This window comes from Pseudomonas halotolerans (assembly GCF_039581215.1).
Classification (GTDB): domain Bacteria; phylum Pseudomonadota; class Gammaproteobacteria; order Pseudomonadales; family Pseudomonadaceae; genus Aquipseudomonas; species Aquipseudomonas tehranensis.
The window spans coordinates 11,783-27,922 of record NZ_JBCNTJ010000017.1 but is presented as its reverse complement, the minus strand read 5'-3'; the positions used below and the strand labels follow the sequence as shown (position 1 = coordinate 27,922).

Annotated in this window: 21 protein-coding genes; all 21 read right to left on the bottom strand. The window is 55.4% G+C overall.

Annotated features, from left to right (window positions below):
- The 21 genes from rpsH to rpoC all read right to left on the bottom strand — a co-directional run bounded on the left by rpsH (position 1) and on the right by rpoC (position 16,076).
- A complete protein-coding gene (gene rpsH, locus AAIS01_RS20970; protein WP_017848802.1) occupies positions 1–393 on the bottom strand; it encodes a 30S ribosomal protein S8 in 393 nt (130 codons plus the stop codon).
- Positions 394–603: 210 nt separating this feature from the next.
- A complete protein-coding gene (rpsN, locus tag AAIS01_RS20965; RefSeq protein WP_003186042.1) occupies positions 604–909 on the bottom strand; it encodes a 30S ribosomal protein S14 in 306 nt (101 codons plus the stop codon).
- 13 nt (positions 910–922) lie between these two features.
- Entirely contained in the window at positions 923–1,462 is a 540-nt protein-coding gene (gene rplE / locus AAIS01_RS20960) for a 50S ribosomal protein L5 (RefSeq protein ID WP_003186044.1), read from the bottom strand.
- 20 nt (positions 1,463–1,482) lie between these two features.
- Positions 1,483–1,797, bottom strand: coding sequence for a 50S ribosomal protein L24 (rplX, locus tag AAIS01_RS20955; protein ID WP_003186046.1), 315 nt, complete (start codon positions 1,795–1,797; stop codon positions 1,483–1,485).
- A gap of 11 nt (positions 1,798–1,808) precedes the next feature.
- Complete coding sequence (gene rplN / locus AAIS01_RS20950) at positions 1,809–2,177, bottom strand: 50S ribosomal protein L14 (protein WP_002555479.1); 369 nt, start codon at positions 2,175–2,177, stop codon at positions 1,809–1,811.
- Positions 2,178–2,200: 23 nt separating this feature from the next.
- Positions 2,201–2,467: a 30S ribosomal protein S17 gene (rpsQ, locus tag AAIS01_RS20945; RefSeq protein WP_003194644.1), complete on the bottom strand. Its 267-nt coding sequence runs from the start codon at positions 2,465–2,467 to the stop codon at positions 2,201–2,203.
- A gap of 2 nt (positions 2,468–2,469) precedes the next feature.
- Complete coding sequence (gene rpmC / locus AAIS01_RS20940; RefSeq protein WP_002555481.1) at positions 2,470–2,661, bottom strand: 50S ribosomal protein L29; 192 nt, start codon at positions 2,659–2,661, stop codon at positions 2,470–2,472.
- Positions 2,661–3,074, bottom strand: a complete 414-nt coding sequence (gene rplP, locus AAIS01_RS20935; protein ID WP_003186052.1) for a 50S ribosomal protein L16 — start codon at positions 3,072–3,074, stop codon at positions 2,661–2,663. The genes rpmC and rplP overlap by 1 nt, the downstream gene beginning before the upstream one ends.
- Positions 3,075–3,086: 12 nt before the next feature.
- Positions 3,087–3,773 (bottom strand): 30S ribosomal protein S3, encoded by a 687-nt coding sequence (gene rpsC, locus AAIS01_RS20930; protein WP_003176422.1) that lies wholly within the window; start codon positions 3,771–3,773, stop codon positions 3,087–3,089.
- A 13-nt stretch (positions 3,774–3,786) separates the two neighbouring features.
- Complete coding sequence (gene rplV, locus AAIS01_RS20925) at positions 3,787–4,119, bottom strand: 50S ribosomal protein L22 (RefSeq protein WP_003103908.1); 333 nt, start codon at positions 4,117–4,119, stop codon at positions 3,787–3,789.
- Between the two features lie 11 nt (positions 4,120–4,130).
- Positions 4,131–4,406, bottom strand: a complete 276-nt coding sequence (gene rpsS / locus AAIS01_RS20920) for a 30S ribosomal protein S19 (RefSeq protein WP_002555486.1) — start codon at positions 4,404–4,406, stop codon at positions 4,131–4,133.
- Positions 4,407–4,422: 16 nt separating this feature from the next.
- The gene (rplB, locus tag AAIS01_RS20915) at positions 4,423–5,247 is read right to left on the bottom strand and encodes a 50S ribosomal protein L2 (protein ID WP_003186055.1); all 825 of its coding nucleotides are present in this window, start codon (positions 5,245–5,247) and stop codon (positions 4,423–4,425) included.
- A 14-nt stretch (positions 5,248–5,261) separates the two neighbouring features.
- The gene (gene rplW, locus AAIS01_RS20910) at positions 5,262–5,561 is read right to left on the bottom strand and encodes a 50S ribosomal protein L23 (protein ID WP_002555488.1); all 300 of its coding nucleotides are present in this window, start codon (positions 5,559–5,561) and stop codon (positions 5,262–5,264) included.
- A complete protein-coding gene (gene rplD, locus AAIS01_RS20905; protein ID WP_003186057.1) occupies positions 5,558–6,160 on the bottom strand; it encodes a 50S ribosomal protein L4 in 603 nt (200 codons plus the stop codon). Before rplD ends, rplW begins: the two co-directional genes overlap by 4 nt.
- Positions 6,161–6,172: 12 nt before the next feature.
- A complete protein-coding gene (rplC, locus tag AAIS01_RS20900; protein WP_003186059.1) occupies positions 6,173–6,808 on the bottom strand; it encodes a 50S ribosomal protein L3 in 636 nt (211 codons plus the stop codon).
- Positions 6,809–6,888: 80 nt separating this feature from the next.
- A complete protein-coding gene (rpsJ, locus tag AAIS01_RS20895; RefSeq protein WP_003186070.1) occupies positions 6,889–7,200 on the bottom strand; it encodes a 30S ribosomal protein S10 in 312 nt (103 codons plus the stop codon).
- 155 nt (positions 7,201–7,355) lie between these two features.
- Entirely contained in the window at positions 7,356–8,549 is a 1,194-nt protein-coding gene (gene tuf / locus AAIS01_RS20890) for an elongation factor Tu (protein ID WP_003186103.1), read from the bottom strand.
- Between the two features lie 30 nt (positions 8,550–8,579).
- Positions 8,580–10,685, bottom strand: a complete 2,106-nt coding sequence (gene fusA / locus AAIS01_RS20885; protein ID WP_092403441.1) for an elongation factor G — start codon at positions 10,683–10,685, stop codon at positions 8,580–8,582.
- Between the two features lie 30 nt (positions 10,686–10,715).
- Entirely contained in the window at positions 10,716–11,186 is a 471-nt protein-coding gene (gene rpsG, locus AAIS01_RS20880) for a 30S ribosomal protein S7 (protein ID WP_003186074.1), read from the bottom strand.
- Positions 11,187–11,288: 102 nt separating this feature from the next.
- Entirely contained in the window at positions 11,289–11,660 is a 372-nt protein-coding gene (rpsL, locus tag AAIS01_RS20875) for a 30S ribosomal protein S12 (RefSeq protein WP_003186084.1), read from the bottom strand.
- A 216-nt stretch (positions 11,661–11,876) separates the two neighbouring features.
- On the bottom strand, positions 11,877–16,076 hold the full coding sequence (rpoC, locus tag AAIS01_RS20870; protein ID WP_047230482.1) for a DNA-directed RNA polymerase subunit beta': 4,200 nt from the start codon (positions 16,074–16,076) through the stop codon (positions 11,877–11,879).
- Positions 16,077–16,140 lie beyond the last annotated feature (64 nt).

Below are 16,140 nucleotides of genomic sequence, written 5' to 3'. Positions count from 1 at the left end.
TTAGAACACAGTGCAAAGAACTTCGCCGCCGACACCGGCAGCGCGCGCAGCACGATCCGTCATCACACCCTTGTTGGTGGAGACGATAGACACACCGAGACCGCCACGAACTTTTGGCAGATCCTCGACGGACTTGTACTGACGCAGGCCTGGACGGCTAACGCGCTTCACTTCCTCGATGACCGGACGGCCTTCGAAGTACTTCAGCTCGATGGACAGCAGTGGCTTGATTTCGCTGCTGATCTGATAACCCGCAATGTAACCTTCGTCCTTCAGGACTTTGGCAACAGCTACCTTCAAAGTAGAAGATGGCATGCTTACGACGGACTTTTCAGCCATCTGGGCATTACGGATACGAGTTAGCATGTCCGCTAACGGGTCCTGCATACTCATGGGCTAGACGCTCCTAATACACAAAAAATTAGCCTTTCGGCTACTACGTGTCGCCGAGTGCATCCGCGCGATAAAAGCACGGGCTCAGGCGAGCCGGGTATTCTAGACACACCCCACAAATGAATCAAGCCCCAAAAGGGGCTTGATTCAAGTTCAAGGTCACCGGCGGTCAGGATCTTGCGACCCCGAACACCGAGACATTGACAGTGCTTACCAGCTGGCTTTAACCAGACCTGGAACGTCACCACGCATTGCAGCTTGACGCAGCATGTTACGGCCGAGGCCGAACTTGCGGTACACGCCGTGCGGACGACCAGTCAGGCGGCAGCGGTTACGCATGCGCGAAGCGCTTGCGTCACGTGGCTGCTTCTGCAGCGCTACGGTAGCTTCCCAACGCGCTTCTGGACTTGCGTTCAGATCAACGATGATAGCTTTCAGCGCTGCACGCTTGGTGGCGTACTTGGCAACGGTGAGCTGACGCTTCAGCTCACGGTTTTTCATGCTCTTCTTGGCCATTTTCCTACTCCAATCAGTTGCGGAACGGGAATTTGAAAGCGCGCAGCAGTGCGCGACCTTCGTCATCCGTCCGAGCAGTGGTGGTCAGGGTAATGTCCAGACCGCGGAGAGCGTCGATCTTGTCGTAATCGATTTCCGGGAAAATGATCTGCTCTTTAACGCCCATGCTGTAGTTACCACGACCATCGAAGGACTTGGCATTCAGGCCGCGGAAGTCGCGAACCCGAGGCAGGGAGATCGACAGCAGACGATCCAGGAACTCGTACATACGCTCACGGCGCAGGGTCACTTTGACGCCGATCGGCCAACCTTCACGGACTTTAAAGCCAGCGATGGATTTCCGAGCGTAAGTCACAACGACTTTCTGACCGGTGATCTTTTCCAGGTCAGCAACAGCGTGCTCGATGACTTTTTTGTCGCCGATCGCTTCGCCCAGACCCATGTTCAGGGTGATTTTGGTGACGCGCGGAACTTCCATCACGTTCGAAAGCTTAAGTTCTTCCTTAAGTTTCGGTGCGATTTCCTTCCGGTAAATCTCTTTTAGTCGTGCCATGGTCTTCTACCTAGCAGTGTTCAAGCATCAACCGCTTTTTGGGTCGACTTGAAGACACGAATTTTCTTACCGTCTTCAACTTTGAAACCAACGCGGTCAGCCTTGTTGGTTTCGCCGTTGAAAATGGCGACGTTGGAAGCGTGCAGTGGCGCTTCTTTCTCGACGATACCGCCCTGTACGCCCGACATCGGGTTAGGCTTGGTATGACGCTTGACCAGGTTCAAGCCACCAACAACCAGACGGTTGTCAGCGAGAACCTTCAGCACCTTACCGCGCTTACCCTTGTCCTTGCCGGCGATCACGATGATCTCGTCGTCACGACGAATCTTTTGCATGTCGGATCTCCTTACAGCACTTCTGGGGCGAGCGAGACGATCTTCATGAACTTCTCAGTACGAAGCTCACGGGTCACTGGCCCAAAGATACGGGTGCCGATTGGCTCTTGCTTGTTGTTCAACAGAACAGCAGCGTTGCCATCAAAGCGGATGATGGAGCCGTCAGCGCGACGAACACCGTGGCGAGTGCGGACTACAACAGCAGTCATCACTTGGCCTTTTTTCACCTTACCGCGAGGAATTGCTTCCTTGACGGTAACTTTGATGATGTCACCAATACCAGCGTAACGACGATGGGAGCCACCCAGCACCTTGATGCACATAACACGGCGAGCGCCGCTGTTATCGGCCACATCGAGCATGGATTGAGTCTGAATCATATAATTTCTCCGACCCCTAGCCCTTAGACTTCCACAGCGCGTTCGAGAACATCAACCAGCGCCCAAGACTTGGTCTTGGCCATCGGACGAGTTTCACGAATAGTGACTTTGTCGCCGATGTGGCACTGATTGGTTTCGTCGTGCGCGTGCAGCTTAGTCGAACGCTTAACGTATTTACCGTAGATCGGGTGCTTAACGCGACGCTCGATCAGAACGGTGATGGTTTTGTCCATCTTGTCGCTGACAACACGGCCAGTCAGCGTACGGACAGTTTTTTCGGCTTCAGCCATGATCACTTACCTGCCTGCTGGTTGAGCACAGTTTTCACGCGAGCGATGTCACGCTTAACTTGCGAGAGCAGATGAGACTGCCCCAACTGGCCAGTTGCTTTCTGCATACGCAGATTGAACTGGTCGCGCAGCAGGCCGAGCAGTTGCTCGTTCAGCTGCTGTGCTGATTTTTCACGAAGTTCATTCGCTTTCATCACATCACCGTCCGTTTAACAAAGGAGGTGGCGAGCGGCAGCTTTGCAGCAGCCAGGGCGAAAGCCTCACGCGCCAGCTCTTCAGAAACACCCTCGATTTCATACAGGACTTTGCCTGGCTGAATCTGGGCAACCCAGTACTCCACGTTACCCTTACCTTTACCCATCCGAACTTCGAGTGGCTTCTTGGTGACAGGCTTGTCCGGGAATACACGGATCCAGATCTTGCCGCCACGTTTTACGTGACGGGTCAGAGCACGACGCGCTGACTCGATCTGACGAGCGGTGAGACGACCACGAGCAACAGACTTCAGCGCGAACTCGCCGAAGCTGACTTTGCTACCGCGCAATGCCAGGCCACGGTTGTGACCGGTCATCTGCTTGCGGAACTTCGTACGCTTTGGTTGCAACATTTGGCGTACCCCTTACTTAGCAGCTTTTTTACGAGGCGCTGGTGCTTGTGGCTTCAGCTCTTCTTGGCGACCACCAATTACTTCGCCTTTGAAGATCCAAACCTTTACACCGATCACACCGTAGGTGGTGTGAGCTTCGTAGTTGGCATAGTCGATGTCGGCACGCAGGGTGTGCAGTGGCACACGACCTTCGCGATACCATTCAGTACGTGCGATTTCAGCACCGCCGAGACGACCGCTCACTTGGATTTTGATGCCTTTGGCACCAATGCGCATTGCGTTCTGTACAGCGCGCTTCATAGCGCGACGGAACATTACACGACGCTCCAGCTGCTGAGCTACGCTCTGCGCAACCAGCATACCGTCGAGCTCCGGCTTGCGGATCTCTTCGATATTGATGTGCACAGGCACACCCATTTGCTTGGTCAGGTCCTGACGCAGCTTCTCAACATCTTCACCTTTCTTCCCGATAACGATACCTGGACGAGCAGTGTGGATGGTGATGCGTGCAGTCTGCGCCGGACGATGGATATCGATACGGCTTACGGACGCGCTTTTTAGTTTGTCTTGGAGATACTCACGCACCTTCAGATCAGCGAACAAGTAGTCCGCATAAGTCCGACCGTCTGCGTACCAGACGGAGGTGTGCTCCTTGACGATTCCCAGGCGAATGCCAATGGGATGTACTTTCTGACCCATCTCTTCGACTCCGTTACTTGTCAGCAACCTTGACAGTGATATGGCAAGACCGCTTGACGATGCGATCAGCACGGCCTTTGGCACGTGGCATGATGCGCTTCAGCGAACGCCCTTCGTTGACGAAAACGGTGCTGACCTTCAGGTCATCAACGTCTGCGCCTTCGTTATGCTCGGCGTTGGCTACGGCCGACTCCAGCACTTTCTTCATGATCTCGGCGGCTTTCTTACTGCTGAAAGCCAACAGGTTGAGCGCTTCGCCCACCTTCTTCCCGCGGATCTGGTCGGCGACCAAGCGGGCTTTCTGGGCGGAGATTCGAGCGCCCGACAACTTAGCGGCTACTTCCATTTCCTTACCCCTTAACGCTTGGCTTTCTTGTCAGCCACGTGCCCACGGTATGTGCGGGTACCGGCAAACTCGCCCAGTTTGTGGCCGACCATGTCTTCGTTAACGAGAACTGGGACGTGTTGGCGACCGTTGTGTACTGCGATGGTCAGACCGACCATTTGTGGCAGGATCATCGAACGACGCGACCAGGTTTTAACTGGTTTGCGATCGTTCTTTTCCGCCGCCACTTCGATCTTCTTCAGTAGGTGAAGATCAATAAAAGGACCTTTTTTCAGAGAACGTGGCACTGTCGTATCCCTCTATTTACTTGCGACGACGGACGATCATTTTGTCGGTACGCTTATTACCACGAGTCTTCGCGCCCTTAGTCGGGAAGCCCCATGGCGATACCGGATGACGACCACCAGAGGTACGACCTTCACCACCACCATGTGGGTGGTCAACCGGGTTCATGGCAACACCACGAACGGTTGGGCGAACGCCACGCCAGCGCTTGGCACCAGCTTTACCCAACGAACGCAGGCTGTGCTCGGAGTTCGAGACTTCGCCCAGGGTCGCACGGCACTCAGCCAGTACTTTACGCATCTCACCAGAACGCAGACGCAGGGTCACGTAGACACCTTCACGAGCGATCAGCTGAGCCGAAGCACCAGCGGAACGAGCGATCTGTGCGCCTTTACCTGGCTTCAATTCGATGCCGTGTACGGTGCTACCAACTGGAATGTTACGCAGTTGCAGAGCGTTGCCCGGCTTGATCGGTGCCAAGGCACCTGCGATCAGCTGGTCGCCAGCACTCACGCCTTTAGGGGCGATGATGTAGCGACGCTCGCCATCTGCGTACAGTAGCAGAGCGATGTGAGCAGTACGGTTTGGATCGTATTCGATACGCTCGACGGTGGCAGCGATGCCATCCTTGTCGTTGCGACGGAAGTCGACCAGACGATAATGCTGCTTATGACCACCACCGATGTGACGAGTGGTAATACGGCCATTGTTGTTACGACCACCAGACTTCGATTTTTTCTCGAGCAGCGGTGCGTGAGGAGCGCCTTTATGCAGCTCCTGGTTGACCACCTTGACCACAAAACGGCGGCCAGGGGAAGTCGGTTTGCATTTAACGATTGCCATGATGCACCCCTTCCTTACTCAGCACTGCTGCTGAAATCGAGATCTTGGCCTGGCTGAAGGGAGATAACTGCCTTCTTCCAGTCATTACGCTTGCCCAGACCGCGAGCAGTGCGCTTGCTCTTACCCAGAACATTCAGGGTAGTAACGCGCTCTACTTTCACGCTGAACAGGCTTTCGACGGCCTTCTTGATTTCCAGCTTGGTTGCATCGGTAGCAACCTTGAAAACGAACTGGCCTTTCTTGTCTGCCAGAACCGTAGCCTTCTCGGAAACGTGCGGGCCAAGCAGAACTTTAAATACGCGTTCCTGGTTCATCCCAGCAGCTCCTCGAATTTCTTCACGGCCGACACGGTGATCAACACCTTGTCGTATGCGATCAGACTGACCGGATCGGAACCTTGCACGTCACGAACATCAACGTGTGGCAGGTTGCGAGCAGCCAGGTACAGGTTCTGATCAACAGCGTCAGACACGATCAGGACGTCAGTCAGGCCCATGCCATTCAGCTTGTTCAGCAGATCTTTGGTTTTCGGTGCTTCAACAGCGAAGTCCTGAACCACGACCAGACGATCAGTACGCACCAGCTCAGCAAGGATGGAACGCATTGCTGCGCGATACATCTTCTTGTTCAGCTTCTGGGAGTGATCCTGAGGACGAGCTGCAAAAGTGGTACCGCCGCCGCGCCAGATTGGGCTACGGATAGTACCGGCACGAGCACGGCCAGTACCTTTCTGACGCCATGGGCGCTTACCGCCACCAGAAACGTCGGAACGGGTCTTTTGCTGCTTGCTACCTTGACGGCCGCCGGCCATGTAGGCCACGACTGCTTGGTGAACCAGCGTCTCGTTGAATTCGCCGCCAAATGTCAGTTCGGAAACTTCGATCGCTTGAGCGTCATTTACATTTAATTGCATGTCAGCTTCCCCTTAACCGCGAGCCTTGGCTGCTGGACGTACAACCAAGTTGCCGCCAGTAGCGCCAGGAACAGCGCCCTTGACCAACAACAGATTGCGTTCAGCGTCCACGCGCACTACTTCGAGGGACTGCACGGTCACGCGCTCAGCGCCCATATGACCGGACATTTTTTTGCCCTTGAATACACGACCAGGAGTCTGGCACTGGCCGATAGAGCCTGGAACGCGGTGGGATACGGAGTTACCGTGGGTGTTATCTTGCCCGCGGAAGTTCCAACGCTTGATCGTACCCTGGAAGCCTTTACCCTTGGACTGACCGGTTACATCAACCAGTTGACCAGCAGCGAAGATTTCAGCGTTGATCAGATCGCCGGCCTGGTACTCGCCTTCTTCAAGACGGAACTCCATTACGGTACGACCAGCGGCAACGTTCGCCTTGGCGAAGTGGCCAGCTTGAGCAGCTGTTACACGCGAAGCACGACGCTCGCCGACAGTGACTTGCACTGCACGATAGCCATCGGTCTCTTCAGTTTTGAACTGGGTGACGCGATTCGGCTCGATCTCAATGACCGTGACCGGAATGGAGACACCTTCTTCGGTGAAAATACGGGTCATACCGCATTTACGACCGACTACACCAATAGTCATGTTGTAAACCTCATGAGTGTACGGGGCTTTCACCCGCTATGGCCGCCCATTTCAGAGCGTTACACGACCAAGACCGAGTCTTAGCCGAGGCTGATCTGCACTTCCACACCGGCCGCAAGATCAAGCTTCATAAGTGCATCAACGGTTTTATCCGTTGGCTGGACGATGTCCAGAACGCGCTTATGAGTACGGATCTCGTACTGGTCACGCGCGTCTTTGTTGACGTGCGGGGAGACCAGAACGGTGAACCGCTCTTTACGGGTAGGCAGTGGAATTGGACCACGCACTTGAGCACCAGTACGTTTCGCGGTTTCCACGATTTCCTGGGTGGATTGGTCGATCAGGCGATGGTCGAAAGCCTTCAACCTGATACGGATTTGCTGATTTTGCATTGGATTTCAGACTCCGGCTGCTATTCCCACCGAGCGCAATACGCCCGTTAAAAGGAGGCGCAATTCTATAGACGCCCCTGATAGGTGTCAACCCAATAAAAAAGCCCCCGCTAGGCGGGGGCTCTTCAACTCATCGAGCTGAGTCTACAAGAGACTTACTCGATGACTTTGGCTACGACGCCGGCGCCGACGGTACGACCGCCTTCACGGATAGCGAAACGCAGACCGTCTTCCATCGCGATGGTCTTGATCAGAGTGACAGTCATCTGGATGTTGTCACCTGGCATTACCATTTCAACGCCTTCTGGCAGCTCGCAGTTACCGGTCACGTCAGTTGTACGGAAGTAGAACTGTGGACGGTAGCCTTTGAAGAACGGAGTATGACGGCCGCCTTCTTCCTTGCTCAGAACGTAAACTTCTGCAGTGAACTTGGTGTGCGGCTTGACGGTGCCTGGCTTGACCAGAACCTGGCCACGCTCAACGTCGTCACGCTTGGTACCGCGCAGCAGTACGCCGCAGTTCTCGCCAGCACGACCTTCGTCGAGCAGCTTGCGGAACATTTCAACGCCGGTGCAGGTAGTTTTCTGAGTGTCGCGCAGACCGACGATCTCAACTTCTTCCTGGATGCGGACGATGCCACGCTCAACACGACCAGTCACAACAGTACCGCGACCGGAGATCGAGAATACGTCTTCGATTGGCATCAGGAACGGCTTGTCGATAGCACGCTCTGGCTCTGGGATGTAGCTGTCCAGAGTTTCCACCAGCTTCTTGACAGCAGTGGTACCCATTTCGTTGTCGTCTTGGCCGTTCAGAGCCATCAGCGCCGAACCGATGATGATTGGAGTGTCATCACCTGGGAAGTCGTAAGTGCTCAGCAGATCGCGCACTTCCATCTCAACCAGTTCCAGCAGCTCAGCGTCGTCAACCATGTCAGCCTTGTTCAGGAAGACAACGATGTACGGAACGCCTACCTGACGGGACAGCAGGATGTGCTCACGGGTTTGTGGCATCGGACCATCAGCGGCCGAGCAAACCAGGATCGCGCCGTCCATCTGGGCAGCACCGGTGATCATGTTTTTTACGTAGTCGGCGTGACCTGGGCAGTCAACGTGTGCGTAGTGACGCACGGCCGAATCGTATTCAACGTGAGCGGTGTTGATGGTGATACCACGAGCTTTCTCTTCCGGGGCGCTGTCGATCTTGTCGAAGTCAACCTTGGCCGAACCGAAAACTTCGGAGCAGACACGGGTCAGAGCAGCGGTCAGCGTGGTTTTACCGTGGTCGACGTGACCGATGGTGCCAACGTTGACGTGCGGTTTGTTCCGTTCAAATTTTTCTTTAGCCACGACAATTAACTCCTAGCTTAAAGGGCTGAATCAGCCTTGCTTTTTGGTAACAGTTTCGACGATATGCGACGGAGCTGTATTGTATTTTTTGAATTCCATAGAGTAGCTCGCGCGACCCTGAGACATGGAACGAACGTCGGTTGCGTAACCGAACATTTCACCCAACGGAACCTCGGCACGAATGACCTTGCCGGAAACCGTATCTTCCATACCCAGAATCATGCCACGACGACGGTTAAGGTCGCCCATGACATCACCCATGTAGTCTTCAGGCGTAACAACCTCTACCGCCATGATCGGCTCAAGCAACTCACCGCCGCCCTTCTGGGCCAGTTGCTTGGTCGCCATGGAAGCAGCCACCTTGAACGCCATCTCGTTGGAGTCGACGTCGTGGTAAGAACCATCGAACACAGTCGCCTTCAGGCCGATCAGCGGATAGCCGGCAACAACGCCGTTCTTCATCTGCTCTTCGATACCCTTCTGGATCGCCGGGATGTATTCCTTAGGAACCACACCACCTACGACTTCGTTCACGAATTGCAGACCTTCCTGACCTTCGTCAGCCGGCGCAAAGCGAATCCAGCAATGACCGAACTGGCCACGACCACCGGATTGGCGAACGAACTTGCCTTCAATTTCACAGTTCTTCGTGATGCGCTCACGATAGGAAACCTGTGGCTTGCCGATGTTGGCTTCGACGTTGAACTCACGGCGCATCCGGTCAACCAGGATGTCCAGGTGCAACTCGCCCATGCCAGAGATGATCGTCTGACCGGTCTCTTCATCAGTCTTAACGCGGAAAGATGGATCTTCCTGAGCAAGCTTGCCCAGAGCGATACCCATTTTTTCCTGGTCATCCTTGGTTTTCGGCTCAACGGCAACCGAAATAACCGGCTCCGGGAAGTCCATGCGAACCAGGATGATTGGCTTGTCGCCGTTGCACAAAGTCTCACCCGTGGTGACGTCCTTCATGCCGATCAAGGCCGCGATGTCACCAGCGCGCACTTCCTTGATCTCTTCGCGGGCGTTTGCGTGCATTTGCACCATACGACCCACGCGCTCTTTCTTGCCTTTTACAGAGTTGATCACGCCGTCGCCGGAGTTCAACACGCCCGAGTAAACCCGAACAAAGGTCAAGGTACCCACGAATGGGTCGGTAGCGATCTTGAACGCCAGAGCCGAGAACGGCTCGTTGTCGTCTGCATGACGCTCCAGCTCGACAGTCTCGTCATCCGGGTCAGTACCCTTGATGGCTGGAATGTCGGTCGGCGCAGGCAGGAAGTCGATAACGGCGTCGAGAACCAAGGGAACACCCTTGTTCTTGAAGGAAGAACCGCAAACAGCCAAGACGATTTCACCAGCGATAGTACGCTGACGCAGAGCAGCCTTGATTTCCTCGTTGGTGAGCTCTTCACCCTCGAGGTACTTGTTCATCAGCTCTTCGTTGGCTTCGGCCGCAGCCTCTACCATGTTGCCGCGCCACTTCTCGGCTTCTTCCAGCAACTCTGCAGGGATGTCCTTGCGAACAGGAACCATACCCTTGTCAGAGTCATTCCAGTAGACAGCCTGCATGTTGATCAGATCGATCTGGCCCTGGAAGTTGTCTTCAGAACCGATAGCCAGCTGGATCGGCACCGGAGTGTGACCCAGACGCTGCTTGATCTGACCGATCACGCGCAGGAAGTTGGCACCAGCACGGTCCATCTTGTTTACATAAACAAGACGCGGAACACCGTACTTGTTGGCCTGACGCCATACGGTTTCCGACTGAGGCTCAACACCCGAGGTACCGCAGAACACAACCACAGCGCCGTCGAGTACACGCAGGGAACGCTCAACTTCAATGGTGAAGTCTACGTGACCCGGGGTGTCGATGACGTTGAAGCGGTGCTCGTCCTTGTACTGCTTCTCGGAACCCTTCCAGAAGGCGGTAATGGCAGCAGAAGTAATGGTAATACCACGCTCCTGCTCCTGCACCATCCAGTCGGTGGTCGCGGCGCCATCATGCACCTCGCCCATCTTGTGACTTTTGCCAGTGTAAAAAAGGACGCGCTCAGTGGTGGTGGTTTTACCAGCATCCACGTGGGCAACGATACCGATGTTACGGTAGCGATTAATCGGTGTAGTACGAGCCATAAAGCCCTCGCAAATTGAGTGACGCTAGAATTAGAAGCGGTAGTGCGAGAAAGCCTTGTTGGCTTCAGCCATACGGTGCACGTCTTCACGCTTCTTAACTGCAGCACCTTTACCTTCAGCAGCGTCCAACAGTTCGCCAGCCAAACGCAGAGCCATGGACTTCTCACCGCGCTTGCGGGCGAAGTCTACCAACCAGCGCATTGCCAGGGCGTTACGACGGGACGGACGAACTTCGACCGGAACCTGGTAAGTAGCACCGCCTACACGGCGCGACTTCACTTCGACCAGCGGAGCGATGGCGTCGAGAGCTTTCTCGAAGATTTCCAGGGGATCGCTGTTCTTGCGTTCCTTAACTTTGTCCAGTGCGCCATAAACAATACGCTCGGCAACGGCTTTTTTGCCGCTTTCCATTACGTGGTTCATGAACTTGGCGAGAATCTGGCTTCCGTATTTCGGATCGTCCAGAATCTCACGTTTGGCTGCTACGCGACGTCTTGGCATTGATAAGCCCTCAAACGGTCTTCAGGTTAGCCCGGGACAGCTAATGCGTGCCCGACCTTACTCTTATCGACTCAATAAAATGAAAAACTGCAAAACGGCCGATTACTTCGGACGCTTGGTACCGTACTTCGAACGACCCTGGTTACGACCTTTAACGCCGGAAGTATCCAAAGAACCGCGAACGGTGTGGTAACGAACACCTGGCAAGTCTTTTACACGACCGCCGCGGATCAGTACCACGCTGTGCTCTTGCAGGTTGTGGCCTTCACCACCGATGTACGAGGAAACCTCGAAACCGTTGGTCAGACGCACACGGCATACTTTACGCAGTGCCGAGTTAGGTTTTTTCGGCGTGGTGGTATACACACGGGTGCATACGCCACGACGTTGCGGGCAGTTCTGCAGCGCAGGCACGTCGGATTTCTCGACGATACGCTTACGCGGCTGACGTACCAGCTGGTTGATAGTTGCCATCTACTAGCTCCACTGTTGTCTTGCGACGCTATTGTCTTACAAGAAAAGCAAAATGGCAGGAACGAATTCCCGCCAAATTTAGGGGATCAAGAGTCTAAAGAGGATCTTGTTCCCAGTCAAGGCAAGGCCCCGACCTCCCCGCCCGCCGGATCTCGACAATTTGTCTCGATCCAGCAAACAGGGTGACCAGGGCCCGGCACTCAATTACCGCCGAACTCAGTTACCGCTCGAGTTCAGTGCTTCGGTCAGTGCAGCTTCCACTTCACTGGCGCTTACGCGCAACGGCTTGTCTGCATCACGACGACGCTTGCGCTCGCTGTGATAGGCCAAACCGGTACCGGCCGGGATCAGACGACCCACGACCACGTTTTCTTTCAGGCCGCGCAGGTAATCGCGCTTGCCGGTTACCGCCGCTTCGGTCAGTACACGGGTGGTTTCCTGGAAGGAAGCCGCCGAGATGAACGATTCGGTGGACAACGACGCCTTGGTGATACCCAGCAGCACGCGAGTGAACTTGGAGACGAACTTGTCTTCCGTCGCCAGGCGCTCGTTTTCCACCAGTACGTGAGTCAGCTCCATCTGGTCGCCCTTGATGAAACTCGAATCGCCGGATTCAGCGATCTCAACTTTACGCAGCATCTGACGCAGGATGGTCTCGATGTGCTTGTCGTTGATCTTCACGCCTTGCAGACGATAAACGTCCTGGATCTCGTTCACGATGTACTTGGCCAGCGCACTCACACCCAGCAAACGCAGGATGTCGTGTGGATCGCTCGGGCCGTCGGAGATCACTTCGCCGCGGTTGACCTGTTCGCCTTCGAAGACGTTCAGGTGACGCCACTTCGGAATCAGCTCTTCGTACGGATCGCTACCGTCGTTCGGAGTGATGACCAGACGGCGCTTGCCCTTGGTCTCTTTACCGAACGCGATGGTGCCGCTGACTTCAGCCAGAATCGAGGCTTCTTTCGGACGACGGGCTTCGAACAGGTCGGCAACACGCGGCAGACCACCGGTGATGTCGCGGGTTTTCGAAGTTTCCTGCGGGATACGAGCGATAACATCACCGATCGCGATCCGCGCACCGTCCGCAACACCGACCAGGGCGTTGGCTGGCAGGAAGTACTGAGCGATTACGTCAGTGCCTGGCAGCAACAGATCCTTGCCGTTGTCGTCGACCATCTTCACGGCCGGACGGATGTCCTTGCCGGCAGCCGGACGATCTTTTGCGTCGAGCACTTCAATGTTGGTCATACCGGTCAATTCGTCGGTCTGACGCTTGATCGTGATGCCTTCTTCCATGCCCACGTAGGTCACGGTACCTTTCATTTCGGTCACGATCGGGTGGGTGTGCGGATCCCACTTGGCGACGATGGCGCCAGCGTCGACCTTGTCACCTTCCTTGACCGAAATCACAGCACCGTACGGCAGCTTGTAACGCTCGCGCTCACGACCGAAGTCATCAGCGATTGCCAGCTCACCGGAACGGGATACAGCTACCAAGTGACCGTCCACGCGCTCAACATGCTTGAGGTTATGCAGACGGACAGTACCGCCATTCTTCACCTGAACACTGTCAGCTGCGGAAGTCCGGCTGGCCGCACCACCGATGTGGAACGTACGCATCGTCAGCTGGGTACCCGGCTCACCGATGGACTGGGCAGCGATAACGCCGACCGCTTCACCGATGTTCACCTGGTGACCACGAGCCAGGTCGCGACCGTAGCACTTGGCGCAGATGCCATAGCGGGTTTCGCAGCTGATCGGCGAGCGCACGATCACTTCGTCGATGCTGTTGAGTTCGATGAACTCGACCCACTTCTCGTCAACCAGAGTGCCAGCAGGAACGATGACGTCCTCGGTACCTGGCTTGAATACGTCACGGGCAATGACACGACCCAATACACGTTCACCCAACGGCTCTACAACGTCACCGCCTTCAATGTGCGGCGTCATTACCAGGCCGTGCTCGGTGCCGCAATCGATCTCGGTCACAACCAGATCCTGCGCAACGTCTACCAGACGACGGGTCAGGTAACCAGAGTTCGCAGTTTTCAACGCGGTATCCGCAAGACCCTTACGAGCACCGTGAGTGGAGATGAAGTACTGAAGTACGCTCAAACCTTCACGGAAGTTTGCGGTAATCGGGGTCTCGATGATGGAACCGTCCGGCTTGGCCATCAGGCCACGCATACCGGCGAGCTGACGGATCTGCGCAGCAGAACCCCGTGCGCCCGAGTCGGCCATCATGTACATCGAGTTGAAGGACTCCTGATCGACTTCGTTGCCATGACGGTCGATGACTTTCTCTTTCGAGAGGTTGGCCATCATCGCCTTGGAAACTTCGTCGTTCGCCTTGGACCAGAGGTCGATTACCTTGTTGTACTTCTCGCCCTGGGTGACCAGGCCGGAGGCGTACTGGCTTTCGATCTCTTTCACTTCTTCGGTGGCAGCACCGATGATGCGAGCCTTCTCATCCGGGATAACGAAGTCGTTAACGCCGATGGAAACGCCGGAAATGGTCGAATAGGCAAAACCGGTGTACATCAACTGGTCAGCGAAGATCACGGTCTCTTTCAAACCAACCACGCGGTAGCACTGGTTGATCAGCTTGGAGATCGCCTTTTTCTTCATCGGCAGGTTGACGACATCGAAGGACAGGCCTTTTGGCACAACCTGGAACAACAGCGCACGACCGACAGTGGTGTCGACGATACGGGTGTTGGTCACGCTGCCGCCATCACGATCGTTCACGGTTTCGTTGATCCGCACTTTGACCTTGGCGTGCAGTGCGGCTTCGCCAGCACGGAACACACGGTCAACTTCCTGCAGATCCGCGAACACGCGACCTTCGCCCTTGGCGTTGATCGCTTCACGAGTCATGTAGTACAGACCCAATACAACGTCCTGCGACGGAACGATGATTGGCTCACCGTTGGCTGGCGACAGGATGTTGTTGGTGGACATCATCAACGCGCGCGCTTCGAGCTGGGCTTCCAGCGTCAGCGGCACGTGCACGGCCATTTGGTCGCCGTCGAAGTCAGCGTTGTACGCAGCACAGACCAGCGGGTGCAGCTGGATAGCCTTACCTTCAATCAGTACCGGTTCAAACGCCTGGATACCCAGACGGTGAAGGGTCGGTGCACGGTTGAGCAGCACTGGGTGTTCGCGAATCACTTCAGCGAGAACGTCCCAGACTTCTGGCAGCTCGCGCTCGACCATCTTCTTGGCCGCTTTAATGGTGGTAGCGAGACCACGCATTTCCAGCTTGCCGAAAATGAACGGCTTGAACAGCTCCAGAGCCATTTTCTTAGGCAGACCGCACTGGTGCAGACGCAGGGTCGGGCCTACGGTAATAACCGAACGACCGGAGTAGTCAACACGCTTACCGAGCAAGTTCTGACGGAAACGACCCTGCTTACCCTTGATCATGTCAGCCAGGGATTTCAGAGGACGCTTGTTCGAACCGGTGATAGCGCGACCACGACGACCGTTGTCGAGCAGTGCATCGACAGCTTCCTGCAACATACGCTTTTCGTTGCGCACGATGATGTCCGGAGCGGACAGATCAAGCAGGCGCTTCAAGCGGTTGTTACGGTTGATCACTCGACGATACAGATCGTTGAGGTCGGAAGTCGCGAAACGACCGCCATCGAGCGGAACCAGCGGACGCAGGTCTGGCGGCAGAACCGGCAGAACGGTCAGCACCATCCACTCTGGCAGGTTGCCGGAACCCTGGAAGGCTTCCATCAACTTCAGACGCTTGGACAGCTTCTTGATCTTGGTTTCGGAGTTGGTTTGCGGAATTTCTTCACGCAGACGGCCAATCTCGTGCTCCAGGTCGATCGCGTGCAGCAGTTCACGGACAGCTTCGGCACCCATGCGGGCATCAAAATCGTCGCCGAACTCTTCCAGCGCTTCGAAGTACTGCTCGTCGTTGAGCAGCTGACCTTTTTCAAGGGTGGTCATGCCCGGATCGATAACGACATAGCTCTCGAAGTAGAGAACGCGTTCGATATCACGCAGGGTCATGTCCATCAGCAAGCCGATACGGGACGGCAGCGATTTCAAGAACCAGATGTGGGCAACCGGCGAGGCCAGTTCGATGTGCGCCATGCGCTCACGACGAACTTTTGCCAGCGCGACTTCAACGCCGCACTTCTCGCAGATAACACCGCGGTGCTTCAAGCGCTTGTACTTACCGCACAGGCACTCGTAATCCTTTACCGGGCCAAAGATCTTGGCGCAGAACAGGCCGTCACGCTCAGGTTTGAACGTACGGTAGTTGATGGTTTCCGGCTTTTTAACTTCACCGAACGACCACGAACGGATCATCTCAGGCGAGGCCAATCCGATACGGATGGCGTCGAACTCTTCGACTTGACCCTGGTTTTTCAGCAAATTCAGTAGGTCTTTCAAGGCCTTTCCTCCTGGCGGAGCAGAGAGCGGGCAAAACAGCCCCGCTCTCGATTCGCGTCACGTG

Excerpts from the sequence above, each read along its gene's own strand:
- rpsH (WP_017848802.1), bottom strand. The coding sequence starts at position 393 with ATGAGTATGCAGGACCCGTTAGCGGACATGCTAACTCGTATCCGTAAT.
- rpsN (WP_003186042.1), bottom strand. The coding sequence starts at position 909 with ATGGCCAAGAAGAGCATGAAAAACCGTGAGCTGAAGCGTCAGCTCACC.
- rplE (WP_003186044.1), bottom strand. The coding sequence starts at position 1,462 with ATGGCACGACTAAAAGAGATTTACCGGAAGGAAATCGCACCGAAACTT.
- rplX (WP_003186046.1), bottom strand. The coding sequence starts at position 1,797 with ATGCAAAAGATTCGTCGTGACGACGAGATCATCGTGATCGCCGGCAAG.
- rplN (WP_002555479.1), bottom strand. The coding sequence starts at position 2,177 with ATGATTCAGACTCAATCCATGCTCGATGTGGCCGATAACAGCGGCGCT.
- rpsQ (WP_003194644.1), bottom strand. The coding sequence starts at position 2,467 with ATGGCTGAAGCCGAAAAAACTGTCCGTACGCTGACTGGCCGTGTTGTC.
- rpmC (WP_002555481.1), bottom strand. The coding sequence starts at position 2,661 with ATGAAAGCGAATGAACTTCGTGAAAAATCAGCACAGCAGCTGAACGAG.
- rplP (WP_003186052.1), bottom strand. The coding sequence starts at position 3,074 with ATGTTGCAACCAAAGCGTACGAAGTTCCGCAAGCAGATGACCGGTCAC.
- rpsC (WP_003176422.1), bottom strand. The coding sequence starts at position 3,773 with ATGGGTCAGAAAGTACATCCCATTGGCATTCGCCTGGGAATCGTCAAG.
- rplV (WP_003103908.1), bottom strand. The coding sequence starts at position 4,119 with ATGGAAGTAGCCGCTAAGTTGTCGGGCGCTCGAATCTCCGCCCAGAAA.
- rplB (WP_003186055.1), bottom strand. The coding sequence starts at position 5,247 with ATGGCAATCGTTAAATGCAAACCGACTTCCCCTGGCCGCCGTTTTGTG.
- rplW (WP_002555488.1), bottom strand. The coding sequence starts at position 5,561 with ATGAACCAGGAACGCGTATTTAAAGTTCTGCTTGGCCCGCACGTTTCC.
- rplD (WP_003186057.1), bottom strand. The coding sequence starts at position 6,160 with ATGCAATTAAATGTAAATGACGCTCAAGCGATCGAAGTTTCCGAACTG.
- rplC (WP_003186059.1), bottom strand. The coding sequence starts at position 6,808 with ATGACTATTGGTGTAGTCGGTCGTAAATGCGGTATGACCCGTATTTTC.
- rpsJ (WP_003186070.1), bottom strand. The coding sequence starts at position 7,200 with ATGCAAAATCAGCAAATCCGTATCAGGTTGAAGGCTTTCGACCATCGC.
- fusA (WP_092403441.1), bottom strand. The coding sequence starts at position 10,685 with ATGGCTCGTACTACACCGATTAATCGCTACCGTAACATCGGTATCGTT.
- rpsG (WP_003186074.1), bottom strand. The coding sequence starts at position 11,186 with ATGCCAAGACGTCGCGTAGCAGCCAAACGTGAGATTCTGGACGATCCG.
- rpsL (WP_003186084.1), bottom strand. The coding sequence starts at position 11,660 with ATGGCAACTATCAACCAGCTGGTACGTCAGCCGCGTAAGCGTATCGTC.